Below are 14,831 nucleotides of genomic sequence, written 5' to 3'. Positions count from 1 at the left end.
GCGTTGGGGTGCGTGCATCGCAAGGCGGAGGAGGGAGTCCATGCGGAGCATCGGCGACCGACGACAACGCGGCGAGGTGCGTGCCCCGGCGTCGCCCCGCAGGCGGGAGTTCGGCGGCAGGCCGTGGTTCACGGCTGGGCGGGAACCTCCGCCGGGCGCTTGAACATCCGGGTGGCGGTGATCTCGCCGTGGATGGTCGGGCCGTCCGGGTCCTGCGGGGCGGGCAGGCCCGGGCGCAGGTGCTCCTCCACCGAGATGTACTTGAGGCCGGCCCGCAGGTCGGCGTCGTTGCGCAGGCGGATCACCAGCGGGAACTCGGCGAGCGCCGTGGTGTCGAACAGGCCGGTGGTGTAGATCAGTTGGACGCCGAGCGCGTCCGCCACCGCGCGCTGGAGCTCCAGCAGGTAGGTGGCGTTGGCGCGGCCGATCGGGTTGTCGAGGAACAGCGTGCCGGCGTGCCGCAGTTGGGACTGGCCGCGGTCGTTGGCGCGCAGCGCGGCCATCGTGCAGTAGAGCGCGATGGCGGCGGTGAGCAGCTGGCCGCCGGAGAAGACGTCGGACATCTGGCCGACGCTCACCCGCTCGGCGCGCAGCACCGCGTCGGGCTTGAGGATCTCGACGCTGACGCCCTTGGGGCCGATCGCGGCGGCGACGCCGCGCAGCAGCAGGGACATGCCGTCGCGGCGCAGGTCGCTGTTCTTCCGGACGGCGGCACGGGTGGCCTCGTCGATGACCTCGCCGAGGCGCTCCACCAGGGTGGTGTGGTCCGGGTCCTCGAAGCGGATCCGCAGGAACTCCTGGCCGGACCACTCCCCCAGGCCCTCGGGCAGCCGGGACAGCCGCTGGGCGGCCCGCAGGGTGGTGAGCGAGGACTCGACCAGTCCGCGCAGCCGGTCGACGATCGAGCCGCGGTTGCGCTCCAGCTGGGTGAGCTCGTCGGTGAGCACCCGCAGCCGGGGGGCGAAGGCGGTGGCCCAGGCGGCCGCGTGCTCGGGCAGCGCGGACGCGGGCAGTTCGCGGATCTGCTGGCGGGCGGGGGTGCGGACGGCCTCGTAGCGGGCCGCGTTGGCGTGCCGGACCAGGGCGTCGGAGGCGTCCCGGACGGCGAGTTCGGCGGAGGACAGCTCGCCGACGGACGTGCGCAGCGCGCGGCGGGCGTCGGTGGAGGCGTTGCGGGCCTCGGGCAGCGAGCCGAGGTAGGGCTCGACCGGCCGGCCGTCCTCCTCCTGCTGTTCGCGCAGGCCGTCGCGCAGCTGGCCGGCCAGCTCATCGAAGTCGGCGGCGGCGGACTGGGCGGCGTCGAAGGTGCGCTGGAGGTCGGCGTGCGCGGTGCGGGCGGTGTCGACGGCCTCGCGGCACTCGGCGAGCCGGCCGGTGGCCGTGCGCAGCAGGACCTGGGCGTGCTCGGGGTCGGCCGGGACGAGTTCCTCGGGCAGTTCGGTGTGCGCCTCGCCGTCGGCCGGGGCGGAGCGCTCGGCCTCGCCGCGCAGGCGGCCGAGCTGCTCGCTGGCGGCGGCGGAGCGGGCCTCGATGGTGGCGACCAGTTCCTCGGCGCGGGCCGCGGCGGCCTGGCGGGCGGGGCCGTCGGCGCCGTCGGGGCTGCCGAGGAGTTCCTCGGCGCGGGTGCGGACCTTGTTGGTGAGGCGGTCGAGCTCGGTCGCGGCGGCGGCCTCGTCGCCCTCGGCGCGGGCCTGCTCGGCGCGCAGGTCGGCGCCGACGCCGACCTTCTCGTACAGCTGGGAGGCGGCCCGGTAGGCCTCGCGCAGGGCGGGCAGCGCGGCGGGGGCGGTCTGCTCGGCGGGCTCGTCGGCCTGCTCGGCGGCGGGGATCTCGGCGCGTTCGGCGCGCAGCGCGCGCACGGTGCGGCGGGCGTCGTCGGCGGCGCGCTGGGCGGCGCGGCGGTCCTCGTCGCAGGTGCGGGCGCGTTCGGCGCAGACGGCCTGGCGGCGGTCGCACTCGGCGGCGTCCTCGGCGAGTTCGCGCTGGCGGCGGGCCCAGGTGGCGCGCTCGCGCAGCCGGAAGGCGAGGCCGGAGAGGGCGTCGGCGCGGCGGCGGGCGCGCTGGGCGGCCTCCCGCTGCTCCTCGTGGGCGGAGGCGGCGGCCGCGTGGTCGGTCTCGGCCTCGTCGTGGTCGGAGCGCAGGGTGGCCAGCGCGGCGGCGGCCTGCTCGGCGTGCTCGCGGCCGGCCTCGGCGGCGGCGGCGAGTTCGGCGAGGGTGCCGGGCGGGCAGCTGGCGTGCCAGGAGGCGAGCCGGGCGGCGAGGGCGCGGTCGGCGCCGAGCCGGCCGGCGAGTTCGCGGATGTGCTCCTCGCGGGCGGCGGCGCGGGCGCGCAGTTCGCGGCGCTCGCCGTCGGCGGCGGACTCGTCGTGCATGGCCGGGTTCGGCGGCACCAGGAAGAAGGCGGGCCGGTCGGTGATCGGGGCGATCAGCGAGGCGGCGGCGCCGACGGCGACGGTGGAGCGGGGCAGCAGGGCGGCGGCCTGGAGGGCCTCGCGGGCGCGCTCCAGCGAGGCCGGGTCGGTGACGACCACGCCGTCCACCAGTTCGGGGCGGGCGGCGAGGATCGCCTCGTGGTCGGCGGGGTCGACGGACTGGGCGAGGTAGCGCCAGCCCGGCAGGGCGGGGATGCCGTGCTCGGCGAGGTACTCGACGGTGGCCAGCACGTCGGGGCCGGGCGGCAGCAGGCCGCCGTCACCGAGGGCGGCGAGGATGCGGGAGTCGTCGGCGGCGGCGGTGCGCAGGTCGAACAGGGTGCGTTCGGCGGTGGCGATGGCCTCGTCGAGGAGTTCGCGCAGGTACTCGGCGTTGCGGTCGAGCACGGCGGGGGTGAGGAAGCCGGCGTCCTCCTCGGCCTCTTCTTGGTACGGGGTGAGGGAGAGCAGGTCGGCGAGGCGCTGCTCGGTGGCGAGCAGGGCGGCGGTGCGCTGCTCGGCGGCCAGCGCGCGGGCCGCGTCCTTGCGGGCGTCGCCCGCCCGTTCGGCGGCGAGTTCGGCGCGGGAGGTGGCGGCGGCGGCCTCCCGCAGCCGGGTGGCGCAGGCCTCCGCGACGGTCCGGGCCTGGGCGAGGGCCGCGGCGGCGGCCTGCTCCACGTCGGCGGCGTGCAGGGCGGCGCGGGCCGGGTCCGCGTCGCCGTCGGAGTCGATGAACCCGGCCTCGACGGCGGCCTCGGTCTCCTGCTCGACCTCGGCGAGGCGCTGGCGCAGGTGCTCGGCCTCGCTGCGGGCCTTCTGGGCGGCGGTGGCGGCCTCGGTGGCGGCGGACTGGGCCTTGCCGCCGTCCTCCTGGAGCTCGCTCGCGCGCTGCTCCTCGGTGTCGGCGCGGGTCTCGGCGGCCGCGGCGGCGGCTTCCAGGGCGCGGGCGAGCGCGCCGGCGGCGCGGGCGCGGGCGGCGAGCGCCGGGGCGGCGTCCAGTTCGGCCTCGCGGATGGCGACGGCGACCCGGGCGACCCGGTCGGCGGCGGCGCGCTGGCGCAGCACGGCCTCGGCGGCCTGCCAGGCGGAGTGCAGGGTGCGGGCGTCGATGAGTTCGCGGCGCAGGGTGGCGGCCTCGGCGGTGGCCGCGGCGAGGCTCAGGGTGGCGTGCCGGTGGGTGAGTTCGTCGGCGATCAGGCTGTGCCGGGTGCGGTCGGACTCGGCGGCGGTGACGGCGCTCACGGCGGCGGCGACCTCGATGGCGAGGTCCTGGGCGCGGTCGCGTTCGGCGGCGGCGCGGGAGGTGAGGGCGTGGGCGAGGCGGCGGGCGCGGCGTTCGGCGGTGCGGTGCGCCTCGCGGACGGTCTCGCGGGCGGCGGTGGCCTCGACGATGCGTTCCAGCAGGTCGAGCGAGCCGGCGGTGAAGTCGCGTTCGGCGGTGAGTTCGGAGCGCAGGCCGAGCTTGGCGGCGAAGCCGTGGACGAGGTCGGCCAGACCGTCGGTGTCCCGGGTGTCGGTGACGGCGCGCAGCAGCAGGTCGGTGAAGTCCTTGTCCTGCTTGACCGCGAAGAGGCCGGCCGCCTCGCCCTCGTCGGCGTTCATCTCGCGCTGGTAGCGGAAGAGTTCGGGGTCGAGGCCGAGTTCGCCGAGGTGTTCGGTCCAGCGGTCGTGGCCGTCCTCGAAGACCAGGTCGAGGTGGGGGTGGGCCTTGCCGGCCTCGGTGAGGGCGTCGCGGAAGCCCTTCATGGTGCGGCGGCGGCCGCGGGCCTTCTGGTCGCCGACCAGGCTGACCCGTTCGGCGACGGGGAGCGAGTCGAGGGTGAGGCCGGGGCCGGGGCGGAAGGAGTACCAGGTCTCGGCGAACTTGCGCGGGTCGGAGGAGACCTGGCGGCCGCGCCACTCGCTGACCTTGCCGACCACGATCGGTTCGCCGGTGACGGTGTGCTGCCACTCCAGGGCGACGTGGCCGCAGTCGTCGGCGAGCAGGAACTTGCGCAGCACGCCGGAGCTGGCGCCGCCGAGGGTGTTGCGGTGGCCGGGGAGCATCACCGAGAAGATCAGCTTGAGCAGGACGGACTTGCCGCCGCCGTTCTCCAGGAAGAGCACGCCGGCCGGGGCGGGGCGGCGGACCGGGCCCTCGGTGTCCTCGCCGAACAGGCCGATCTGCTGCGGGGCCGGGTCGGCGACGGGCTCGCCGACGCCGCGCAGGTCGAGCACCGTGTCGGCGTAGCGCGCGCCGGCCGGTCCGATCGAGTAGAGGCGGACCCGGTTGAGCTCGTACATGTGCGGCGGTTCTCCGTGCGTCTTATGGGGTTGTCAGAGCGATCAGAGCGAGTGGAACGGCAGGCCGGCGTCGGCGACCAGCTCGTCGCCGGTGTCCGGCGGCAGCAGGCTGGCGGTGCCGTCGGAGACCGGGACGATGCCGAGGTCGAGCAGTTCGGCCATCGCGGCGCCGCCGGCCAGGTCGCGGACCTGGAGCTGGTAGCGGGCGGTGGTGCGGTAGGTGCCGCCGGAGTCGTCGGAGACCTTCTGCAGGAAGCCGGAGTCGACCAGGAACATCACCGCCTTGGCCACGATGCCGATGGTGGAGCCGGAGAGCCGGCGGGCGTCCTTGGTGGCGCCGGTGGCGGTGCGCCGGGCCCAGACCCGCCAGGCGGCCTCCAGCCCGGGGGCGTCGCTGGCCGGGTCGGTGTTGGCGCCCTCGGCGTCGGCCTGCTCCTCCAGGCGGCGGCAGGCCTGGCGGACGAAGGAGTCGACGCCGTTGACGGTGATCCGGCCGAGGTAGCCGTCGTCGGCGAGGTCCTCGGGCCGGGGGAAGGCCATCGCGGCGACGGCGAGGTGGGCCAGTCCGTGCAGGAAGCGGTCGGTGGACTCGGAGGCGGCGCGGCGCGAGTAGTCGCCCATCCGGACGGCGAACAGCGACTCCTCGGCGGCGGCGACGGCCATGCCGGCCCGCGGCGAGACCTCCAGGACCACCAGGCCCATGCCGGTGGCGACGGCGTCGGCGAGGCGGGCGAACGGCGGGTCCTCGCGGTGGCGGCGGACGAGTTCGGCGTACTCGGCGTCGCGGGCGGGGAGCAGCTTGGCCTGGAGGCCGAAGGAGACCAGCCGGGCGGCGTCGGCGACGTCGGCCGGGGTGATCGGCGCGGGGGCCGCGGGTTCGGTCTCGGCCGCCCAGGACGTGTCGTGGTGGGTCGTCACGGGCGGTGCTCCTCGGGGGTGGCGCGGTGGTGGTGGTTCGTCAACGTGGGTGCCTGTGGGTGTCGCGGCCGGGCCGGTCAGCCGGCGTCCTTGCGGTCGGCGGCCATGCCGACCGCGTCGAGCAGGGCGCTGCCGACGATCAGGTCGGCGCCGCCGAACTCCCGGTCGCGCAGCGGGGTGCCGTCGTCCACGGCGAACAGCAGCCGCTCCTCGCCCTGGCGGTAGGCGGTGCCGACCGGCGGGCTGGCCGCGTGCACGGCCAGCAGGGCGACCAGGTACGGGAGTTCCGGGTCCTGCTTGCGGGCGTCGGCGAGCAGGCCGGAGAGCCGGCGGGGGGCGTCCGGGGGCAGGTCGAGCAGGACCTGGGCGGCTTCCAGCTGGGCCTCGGAGAAGCGGCTGTCGTCCGGGGTGGCGACGAGGTCCGGGTCGGGCAGTTCGGCGCCGAGGTGCTCGCGCTCGACCGGCGGGGTGAGCAGCAGGTCGACCAGGTCGGCGACCCGGACCGAGACGGGGGTGCGCAGGCCGGCGCCGCGGGCGAAGAAGGCGCCGGTGGGCCGGACGGCCTGCTCCACCGGGAGCCGCAGCACGGGGGCGAGCAGCTGGCCGTACAGGTCGATGCCGCTGCGGGCGCCGGGGGCGGCGAAGGCCTGCCGGTCCTGCTCGGCGCGGAACAGCGGCCCGGCCTCCAGCAGCCGGGTCTGGAGCTGGGTGTGGCGGCGGATGCAGTCCTTGACGATGTCGACCAGTTCGGCGGCGCGGCGCTTGTGCTCCTGGTCCTCGGCCTCGTCGCGGGCCTTGCGGATGTTGGTGAGAATCGCGTTCTCGTGCCGGTAGCGGTCGGCGATGTGGTCCAGCGCCTCGTCGATGAGGTCGGGGACGGCCTGCATCCAGTCGACCGCGCGGACGTTGCGGCGGGTGGCGTCGAGGGCGCGGCGCAGCGTCTCGGCGTACTGGACGGTGCGGTAGCGGGCCTGCTCGGCGGCGAGCTGGGCGTCGGCCAGGCGGCCGCGGCGGATCAGCACCTCCAGCTTGACCTCGGCGGCGATCTGGGCCGAGGTGACGTCGGTGTCGAGCGCGCCGACCAGGACGTTGACCGCCTCGTCGGTGGTGCGCAGGTAGACACCGCCGTCGGGGCCGGGGACCTCCTCGATCAGCTTGAAGTCGTAGTCCCGGCGGACGTACTCGCCGTCGGCGCCGAAGGTGCCGTAGACGGCGCGGAAGCCGCGGTCCACGCTGCCGACGTTGATCAGCGACTCCAGCACCCAGCGGGCGACCCGCTCGTGCTCGGGGGCGGGCCGGCGCGGGGCCTGGGCGGCGACCCGGGGCAGCATCCGGGCGAGCACTATCTCGCGGTCGGCCCCGGTGTCGAAGTCCATGTGCAGGGTGACCAGGTCGATCGCGGCGAGGCCGACCTCGGCCATCGCGTAGCCGCCGTACTCGCCGGCCAGGTTGACCTTGCGGTTGTCCAGGTCGTGCAGCGGGGCGGTGCAGGCCAGCGCCTTGAGCCGGCGGGCCAGGCCCTCGTCGGCGGCGGGGCCGGGCGCGGGCCGCGGTGCGGGCACGGCGGCGCCGGCGGCCGGGCGGAGGCCGGGCTCGGTGGGCGGGTCAGCGATGACGGTCACGGTGGACAAGATTAGAGGTTCGCACCGACATCGACCGAAACGGACCTTGTGGACGGGCGGAGCGGCAGCTGGGTGGCGGTCCCCGGGGCCGAAACGGAACGGGGTTTCGACGGGATTCCGCCATTCTCGAACGGTCATGCGAGAAAACCGTGAGGTCAGCGCGATGGTTCGGTGATGATCGACCCATGATCACCCGACTGGCGAAAGCCGGCCTCGCCGCCGCGCTGTCCGTGACCGTCCTCAGCACCGGTGCCGCCGTCGCCGCGGCGGCCCCCGGGGCGTCCTCCGCGTCGACCTCCGCCCAGCACGTGACCGTGTCGCAGAGCGGGAACTACCCCGGCGGCATCTTCACCTCCGGCAACATGTCGGCGAGCTGGACCTCCGCCGGCACCGCCGACCTGACCGGGCCGACCCACTTCACCGTCGACCTGCCGCCGGGCGTCACCACCGACGGCGCGATGTTCTACTCCACGCCGTACGACTACACCTTCACCGAGACCCTCTCCCCCGACGGCCGCCACCTGGAGGCCGTGCTCACCGGCACCCGGGTGGTCGGGAAGAGCGAGTTCATGAAGCTCAACCTGCGCACCACCCCGGGCGTGCCGATCGCCGGCGTGATCACGGTCACGGCCGCCAACCCCAACGACACCGACCCGACCGGGCACGTCTCCCGGTACGACCTCGGCAGCCGCGGCTACCTGCCGGCCACCGTCCAGGCCGCCCCGGCCGTCAGCGGCCTCGGCACCACCACCGGCCCGGGCACCGGCGGCACCGCGGTGACCGTCAACGGCAGCAACCTGTCCAACGGCATGGTGCTGGTCGGCGGCGTGCCCGCGCCGGGCACCTGCACCGACACCGCCTGCACGGTGACCACCCCCGGCGGATCGGGCAGCGCCCCGGTCAGCGTGGTGACCCCCGGCGGCACGGCCGCCTCCCCGGTCGCCTTCGACTACACCGGCGCCGCACCGGCGGCGCCGCCCGCGCCGGTGGTGAGCAACCTGACCACCAAGAGCGGGCCGGTGGCCGGCGGGACCCAGGTGTACCTCCAGGGCACCAACCTGACCTACGGCTCGATCACCTTCGGCGGGGTGCCGGCCGCGCACGTCTCCTGCGGGCCGTCCTTCTGCTCGGCGACCTCCCCGGCGGGCGCCGCGGCCTGGTTCGAGCGGGTGCACACCGGCCTCGTCGAGACCAACCGGAGCTACCCCTTCCTGGCGTACGGCAGCGACTGGCTGGCCTTCGCCCACCTGGTGATCGGCGCCGCCTTCTGGGGGCCGCTCAAGGACCCGGTCCGCAACATCTGGGTGATCCGCTGGGCGGTGCTCGCCTGCGGCGCGGTGATCCCGCTGGCGCTGATCTGCGGACCGCTGCGCGGGATCCCGCTGGCGTGGCGATTCATCGACATGTCGTTCGGCGTCTTCGGTGTCGTTCCGCTGCTGATCGTGCTCCGCGCCCTGCGCCCGCTGGAACGTTCCTTCCAGGAACGCCTTGCCGCGAACTGAGCCGACCGCCCCGGGGTGCCGCCCCGGGGCGCGTGCGTGCAGGCCGCGCGCCGGTGGGCCCGTCGACCGTCCGGGTGACGGGCAACGGGCTTCACCGCCAGGCCCTACCATCTGGCTCAACAGCTGCTGGGAGGCGGACGGGCGTGGCCGATGCGGTGATCGATCTCAATGCGGACCTCGGCGAGGGGTTCGGACGCTGGACCCTGACCGACGACGAGGCCCTGCTCTCCGTGGTGACCAGCGCCAACGTCGCCTGCGGCTTCCACGCCGGGGACCCGTCCACGATGCGCCGGGTCTGCGCGCTGGCCGCCGAACGCGGCGTCCGGATCGGCGCCCAGGTCTCCTACCGCGACCTCGCGGGCTTCGGCCGCCGCGCCATGGACGTCCCACCGGAGGAACTCGCCGACGAGATCGCCTACCAGATCGGCGCCCTCCAGGTCTTCGCCCGGGCCGCCGGCTCCCGGGTCTCCTACGTCAAACCGCACGGCGCGCTCTACAACCGGGTGGTCTCCGACTCCGAGCAGGCCGAGGCCGTGGTGGCCGGGGTGCTGCGGGCCGGCGCGGTCTGCGACGGGCCGCTGCCCGTCCTCGGACTGCCCGGCTCCCGGCTGCTCGCCGTCGCCGAGGGGGTCGGACTGCCGGTGGTCGCCGAGGCCTTCGCCGACCGCGCCTACACCTGGGCCGGCACCCTCGTGCCGCGCCGCGAGCCCGACGCGGTGGTGCACGACCCCGAAACGGTCATCACCCGGGCCGTCGGGATCGCCCGGGACCGCGCGGTGGAGGCCGTCGGTGGCGACCGGATCGCCGTCGAGGCGCGCTCGCTCTGCGTCCACGGCGACACCCCCGGCGCCGCCCAGCTCGCCTGGCGGATCCGTGGGGCGCTCGCCTCGGCCGGGGTGCGGGTCGAGGCGTTCGCGTGACGGGCGGCGCCGGGGAGCGGCCCGGCGGGGAGCGGCTCGGCGCGGGCCCTCCCGGTGCGGGCCCGGCGGTGCGGCGGGTCGGCGAGCGGGCGCTGCTGGTCGAGCTCCCGGGGACGGCCGAGGTCGCCGCGCTGTACGGCTGGCTGCGCGACCGGCAGACCGGCGGGGAGCTCGGCGAGGTCGGCGAGATCGTGCCCGCCGCCCACACCGTCCTGCTGGACGAGGTCGCGGACGTCACCGCGCTGGCGGCGCTGCTGCGCACCGCCCGCCCGACGGCCGCCACGACCGCGGGCGGGCCGCTGGTGGAAATCCCGACCGTGTACGACGGCGCCGACCTCGCGGAGGTCGCGGCCCGCTGGGGCGTCTCCGCCGAGGCGGCCGTACGGATCCACACCGAGCCCGAGTACGTGGTCGCCTTCTGCGGCTTCGCCCCCGGCTTCGGCTACCTCACCGGTCTGCCGCCGCGGTACGGGGTGCCGCGCCGGGCCACCCCGCGCAGCGCCGTCCCGACCGGCTCGGTGGCCCTTGCCGGGACGTACACCGGCGTCTACCCGAGCCCGTCCCCCGGCGGCTGGCAGCTGATCGGGCGGACGGCGCTGGCGCTCTGGGACCCGGCCCGGGAGCCGGCGGCCCTGCTGGCGCCGGGGGTACGGGTCCGGTTCACGGCGGTACGGGCGTAGCGGCGGGCCGGCCGGACCGGTGGCGGCGCGGGGGCCGCGTCCACGCCCGGTGGCGGCGCCGGACGCCCGTCAGCCCCGGCCCGACACCAGCTCCGCGATGACGCGTTGGCCCGGGTCGAGCGCCGTCTCCCCCTCCTCGGCCGCCCAGACCGCGTTCTGCAGGACCCGGGCGAGGGTCCAGGCGGCCGCCGCCTCCCGGTCCACCTCCAGCGCCTCCACCAGCAGGTCGAAGCGGCGCCGCAGCGCCCTGGCCGGGCTGCCGCCGGCCGTGACGTCCGCCCAGCGGTTGCGCAGCGCGGGCAGCAGCTCGAAGCCAGGGTGCCCGGCCAGCGGCTTGGGGTCGATCGCCAGCCAGGGTGCCCGGTCGGTGTCCGGCAGCGGGGCGAGGACGTTGCCGTGGTGCAGGTCCCAGTGCAGCAGGCGGTCGCCCGGTTCGGCGCGGACGGCACGGAGGGCGGCCGCGCAGTCGGCGAGCAGGCGCCGTTCGTCCGGGTCGGTGTGGGCGGCAGCTGCGGCCGGGGCGCGCAGCAGCAGCTCGTCCGCGACGTCGGCCAAGGTGCGCAGGCCGGGCGGCGCCTGACGGAGCGTCAACTGTCGCAGCAGTTCGGCGATCACCCGTACCGCCGCGAGGTCGTCGGCCATCGTGAGCAGCGAGCGGGACGGGTCCAGGCGCTCCAACAGCATGGCGCCGGTGGCGGGTTGGTGGTCGAGCAGCCGGACGGCGCCGCAACCGCCCCAGGCCCGGAGGGCGAGCGGCTCGCCCACCGTCTCCTCGTCCACCGGCTGGAGCTTGAGCGCCGCGGGCGTACCGTCGGCGCGGCGCACCGGCAGCACCAGCGCGACCACGCCGTGGGCCGCCGGGCCGTCCGGGCGCAGCTCCCAGCGTTCGGCCGACTCGGCCGCCAGGGAGGGGAGTCGGGCCACCCAGGCGCGTCCCCGCGCGCCGAGGGACCCGGCCAGTGACGCGGCCAGTGCGGGCGGGACGGCGACGGGCATCGTACGGGCTCCTCTCCGGCGGTGCCGTCCAGCCTAGGACGTCCGCGCCGGCCCCCCGAGCGCCGTGGCGGCCGCCGCCGCGAAGCCGTCCGGATTGTCGAGCATGATGGTGTGCCCGCAGTCCGGCACCGCCACCACCCGGACCCCGGCCGCGCGCAGGCCGTCGGCATCCGCGGGGGCGTCCGCCTCCGGGTGGAGGAAGGTGCGCGGGAGGTCGAGTCCGAGCAGCAGGGCGCGCATGGTCGGCTCGCTGCCCCGGGCGAGGTGCACGGCGCTGCGGTGGAGGGCCTCGGGACCGGCCAGCCGCATGGTGGACCACCAGGACGGGCCGACCCGTTCGGCGACCTCCGCCCGGCCGCCGGCCAGGAACTCGGCCTCGGTGCGGGCCGCGATGCCGCTGCTGCCGATCCGCTCGGGGTCGGGGGCGATCGGGTCGAGGTTGGCGTCCGCCAGGACCAGCCGGGAGACCAGCCCGGGGTGGCGGTGCGCCAGGACGATCGCGATCGCGCCGCCCATGCTGTGGGCGACCACCTCGACCTGCCGGAGCCCGGCCGCCGCGACGGCCGTGGCGACCGCGTCGGCGTGCTGCTCCAGGGTGTAGCCGAAGTCGGTGGGCCGGTCGCTGATCCCGAAGCCGAGCAGGTCGAGCAGCAGTGCGCGGCGTCCGGTGAGCAGCGGGTGGGCGGCGGCGGCCGCGAAGTAGACCGGTGAGCTGGCGCCGAGGCCGTGCAGGTAGAGCCGGGCGGGCTCGGCGCCGGGCAGCTCGACCCAGCGGATCCGGTCGCCGTTCGGGGTGACGGGGGCCTCGCGCACGTGCACACACTCCTGGGTCGGTTCGGGTCGGGTCGCTCGGCGGTTCCGGTTCGGGACTGCCGAGGCCAGACCATACCTCGAAGTCGAGGTATACCGGAACCGATATACCGGCGCACCGAGACACCGATCTGGGAGAGTGGCCCCATGCTCAAGCTCGCGATCCTCGGCTTCCTGTACGACCGCCCGCTGCACGGCTACGAACTGCGTCGCCACCTCGCCGCGCTCACCGGTCACATCCGCCCGATCAGCGACGGCTCGCTCTACCCCGCGATCAAGCGACTGGAGGCCGACGGCCTGCTGGTGCGCGAGACCGAGCCCGGCAGCGCCGCCGCGCCCCGGCACACCCTCCACCTGACCGGAGCCGGCCGCACCGCACTGCTCGACCGGCTCCGCGCGCCCGAGCCGCTCGACATCAGCGACGGCAACCGCTGGACCACCGTGGTCTCCTTCCTCCGCCACCTCGACGACCCGGCCGCCCAGGCCGCCGTACTCCGCCGCCGGCTGACCTTCCTGTCCGAGCCGGCCAGCTTCTTCTACGAGGGCGAGCGCCCGCGCAGCGCCGAGGAGTTCGCCGACCCCTTCCGGCGCGGCCTGCTGCTCACCGCCCGGGCCACCACCGAGGCCGAACTCGCCTGGCTGCGCGCCACCTTGGCGGATCTGGAGCTCCTGACGGGCTGACCGAAAGCCGCCCGGACCGCCTTCCCTCCCCGCCCCGCGCGTGTTCCGATGGCCCCCATGGGCAACGACTTGCACGAGAACGGCGGCGCGCACGGGCACGACGGGCGGCGTGAGGGCTACGAGGGCACGGGCGCGGGCGCGATCACCCCGGACGGCTGCGCGGTGGAGGTGTGGACCCGCCTCCCGGTGGGCGACGCCCCGGACGTGATCGAGGCGGCCGCCCCGCCCGGCGCCCGGATCCTCGAACTGGGCTGCGGCGTCGGCCGGATGACCCACCCGCTGGTCGAGCGCGGCTTCGCCGTGACGGCGGTGGACGAGTCCGCCGAGATGCTCGCCCGGGTGCGCCCGGAGGTCCGTACGGTGCGCAGCCCGATCGAGCGGCTGGACCTCGGCGAGCGCTTCGACGTCGTGCTGCTCGCCTCCTTCCTGGTGCACGCCGGCGATCCGGCCGTCCGCCAGGGCCTGTTGGAGACCTGCCGCCGCCACGTCGCCGGGGACGGCTGCGTCCTGGTGCAGCGCGAGGGCGAGGACTGGCACCGGAACGTGCCGCGGGAGAGCCGGATCGCCGGGACGGACGGGGTGGCCAGGATCCTCTCGGCGACACCGGTCGGTGCCGGGGTGAATTCGGTCCGGACGGAGTACGTCTTCCCGGACGGCACCTGGACCCAGACCTTCCTGTCCCGCCCGCTCTCGACGGCGGCCTTCGAGGAGGCCCTGGCGGACGCCGGGCTGCGGATCGAGACGTACCTGACGGACGATCGGACCTGGGTCCGGGCCCGGCCCGCCGGCTAGCCCGGCGCGGGCCGGGTGCGAGCCCGGTGCGCAAAGTCCGATTAAAGGGTGAACAAAGAACTGTTACCTTCACCCCGTACCATCGGCCGCGCGCCGGGCCCGTGCGCGGCCCGGGGTCGCGCGGGTCGCGGTCGTCCGCACGCCCGCACGCCCGCTCCGACCCGCGAGGACCCGCCCATGCCGCACCCCCGCCACGCCCGCCCGATACCCCCGGCGGGTGTTCGGTGATCGACTGGTTCCACGGGGCCGTTCTCGGCCTGATCCAGGGGCTCACCGAGTTCCTGCCGATCTCCTCCAGCGCCCACCTGCGGGTGTTCTCGGCCCTGTTGGGCTGGGACGACCCGGGCGCCGCCTTCACCGCCGTGACCCAGCTCGGCACCGAGGCCGCCGTGCTGATCTACTTCCGCCGGGACATCGCCTCGATCGTCCGCACCTGGGCGCTGTCGCTGTTCCGCCCGGCGCTGCGCTCCGATCCGGACGCCCGGATGGGCTGGTTCGTGATCCTCGGGACGCTGCCGATCGGCGTCCTCGGCAAGCTGTTCCAGGACTCCATCGAGACCCACCTGCGCGACCTGCGGGTCATCGGCACCACGCTGATCGTGTTCGGCCTCGTCCTGGCCCTCGCGGACCGCACCCGCGCCGTCCGCCACGCCCGTCCGATCACCGACCTGACCCTGCCGCACGCGGCCGCCTACGGCTTCGCCCAGGCGCTGGCGCTGATCCCCGGGGTCTCCCGCTCCGGCGGCACGATCAGCGCGGGCCTGCTGCTCGGCTACAGCCGGGAGGCGGCGGCCCGCTACTCGTTCCTGCTCGCGATCCCGGCGGTGCTCGCCTCGGGGACGCTGGAGCTGTTCAAGATCGGCGAGGGCCCGGCGCCGGCCTGGGGTCCGACGATCCTGGCCACCCTGATCGCCTTCGCGGTCGGCTACGCGGCGATCGCCTGGTTCCTCAGGTACATCTCGAACAACAGTTTCCTGCCGTTCGTGGTATACCGGGTGCTGCTCGGCGTTCTGATCATCGGTCTGGTGGCGGGCGGCGTGCTGGCGCCGGACGCGGGTTCGGTCAAGTAGAACGCGGTTCCACCAGTGGCGCCGGAACGGCCCGGGGAAACGGTGGGGCGGGGGGCCCCCCCCGGGGCCCCCCCCCCCCCCGGGCCGGCGGGACCAAACCCCCCGGGGCCCGCGGGGGCGCCCGGCCCCGGCCGGGCGGGGGGGCG

Annotated in this window: 11 protein-coding genes and 1 pseudogene; 7 read left to right on the top strand and 5 right to left on the bottom strand. The window is 75.9% G+C overall.

What is annotated here, in order from left to right; all coding sequences use genetic code 11:
- Window positions 1-128 precede the first annotated feature (128 nt).
- From ACFWXO_RS23250 to ACFWXO_RS23240, 3 genes are all read right to left on the bottom strand, one after another.
- The gene (locus tag ACFWXO_RS23250) at window positions 129-4,694 is read right to left on the bottom strand and encodes a hypothetical protein (protein ID WP_380525627.1); all 4,566 of its coding nucleotides are present in this window, start codon (window positions 4,692-4,694) and stop codon (window positions 129-131) included.
- A 42-nt stretch (window positions 4,695-4,736) separates the two neighbouring features.
- Window positions 4,737-5,612 carry a hypothetical protein gene (locus ACFWXO_RS23245; protein ID WP_375892322.1) on the bottom strand — a complete coding sequence of 292 codons (876 nt, stop codon included), beginning with the start codon at window positions 5,610-5,612 and terminating at the stop codon, window positions 4,737-4,739.
- A 77-nt stretch (window positions 5,613-5,689) separates the two neighbouring features.
- The gene (locus ACFWXO_RS23240; RefSeq protein WP_380525632.1) at window positions 5,690-7,225 is read right to left on the bottom strand and encodes a hypothetical protein; all 1,536 of its coding nucleotides are present in this window, start codon (window positions 7,223-7,225) and stop codon (window positions 5,690-5,692) included.
- Between the two features lie 194 nt (window positions 7,226-7,419).
- Between ACFWXO_RS23240 and ACFWXO_RS23235 the strand changes: the two are divergent.
- The 4 genes and pseudogenes from ACFWXO_RS23235 to pxpB all read left to right on the top strand — a co-directional run.
- Window positions 7,420-8,175: pseudogene (locus ACFWXO_RS23235) on the top strand (IPT/TIG domain-containing protein); the annotation flags it as partial.
- Window positions 8,176-8,220: 45 nt separating this feature from the next.
- The gene (locus ACFWXO_RS23230) at window positions 8,221-8,736 is read left to right on the top strand and encodes an IPT/TIG domain-containing protein (RefSeq protein WP_380525631.1); all 516 of its coding nucleotides are present in this window, start codon (window positions 8,221-8,223) and stop codon (window positions 8,734-8,736) included.
- A gap of 143 nt (window positions 8,737-8,879) precedes the next feature.
- A complete protein-coding gene (locus ACFWXO_RS23225; protein WP_375892327.1) occupies window positions 8,880-9,656 on the top strand; it encodes a LamB/YcsF family protein in 777 nt (258 codons plus the stop codon).
- A gap of 68 nt (window positions 9,657-9,724) precedes the next feature.
- Window positions 9,725-10,336, top strand: coding sequence for a 5-oxoprolinase subunit PxpB (pxpB, locus tag ACFWXO_RS23220; RefSeq protein ID WP_380525630.1), 612 nt, complete (start codon window positions 9,725-9,727; stop codon window positions 10,334-10,336).
- 69 nt (window positions 10,337-10,405) lie between these two features.
- Here pxpB and ACFWXO_RS23215 read toward each other — a convergent pair whose 3' ends face one another.
- Together ACFWXO_RS23215 and ACFWXO_RS23210 are read right to left on the bottom strand one after the other, a co-directional pair.
- A complete protein-coding gene (locus tag ACFWXO_RS23215) occupies window positions 10,406-11,332 on the bottom strand; it encodes an aminoglycoside phosphotransferase family protein (RefSeq protein ID WP_380525626.1) in 927 nt (308 codons plus the stop codon).
- A gap of 33 nt (window positions 11,333-11,365) precedes the next feature.
- Window positions 11,366-12,145: an alpha/beta fold hydrolase gene (locus ACFWXO_RS23210; RefSeq protein WP_380525625.1), complete on the bottom strand. Its 780-nt coding sequence runs from the start codon at window positions 12,143-12,145 to the stop codon at window positions 11,366-11,368.
- Window positions 12,146-12,289: 144 nt separating this feature from the next.
- Between ACFWXO_RS23210 and ACFWXO_RS23205 the strand changes: the two genes are divergently transcribed.
- From ACFWXO_RS23205 to ACFWXO_RS23195, 3 genes are all read left to right on the top strand, one after another.
- Complete coding sequence (locus ACFWXO_RS23205) at window positions 12,290-12,823, top strand: PadR family transcriptional regulator (protein ID WP_375892330.1); 534 nt, start codon at window positions 12,290-12,292, stop codon at window positions 12,821-12,823.
- Window positions 12,824-12,880: 57 nt separating this feature from the next.
- Window positions 12,881-13,615 (top strand): class I SAM-dependent methyltransferase, encoded by a 735-nt coding sequence (locus ACFWXO_RS23200; RefSeq protein WP_380525624.1) that lies wholly within the window; start codon window positions 12,881-12,883, stop codon window positions 13,613-13,615.
- A gap of 227 nt (window positions 13,616-13,842) precedes the next feature.
- Window positions 13,843-14,685, top strand: a complete 843-nt coding sequence (locus ACFWXO_RS23195; RefSeq protein WP_380525629.1) for an undecaprenyl-diphosphate phosphatase — start codon at window positions 13,843-13,845, stop codon at window positions 14,683-14,685.
- The last annotated feature ends 146 nt before the right edge of the window (window positions 14,686-14,831 follow it).

Source organism: Kitasatospora sp. NPDC059088 (assembly GCF_042738155.1).
Classification (GTDB): domain Bacteria; phylum Actinomycetota; class Actinomycetes; order Streptomycetales; family Streptomycetaceae; genus Kitasatospora.
The sequence above is the reverse complement of the archived record's forward strand: the minus strand, read 5'-3'. Positions and strand labels throughout refer to the sequence as shown.

Bases quoted from the DNA above. Each gene is read 5' to 3' on its own strand.
- ACFWXO_RS23200 (WP_380525624.1), top strand. From the start codon at position 12,881: ATGGGCAACGACTTGCACGAGAACGGCGGCGCGCACGGGCACGACGGG.
- ACFWXO_RS23250 (WP_380525627.1), bottom strand. From the start codon at position 4,694: ATGTACGAGCTCAACCGGGTCCGCCTCTACTCGATCGGACCGGCCGGC.
- ACFWXO_RS23215 (WP_380525626.1), bottom strand. From the start codon at position 11,332: ATGCCCGTCGCCGTCCCGCCCGCACTGGCCGCGTCACTGGCCGGGTCC.
- ACFWXO_RS23205 (WP_375892330.1), top strand. From the start codon at position 12,290: ATGCTCAAGCTCGCGATCCTCGGCTTCCTGTACGACCGCCCGCTGCAC.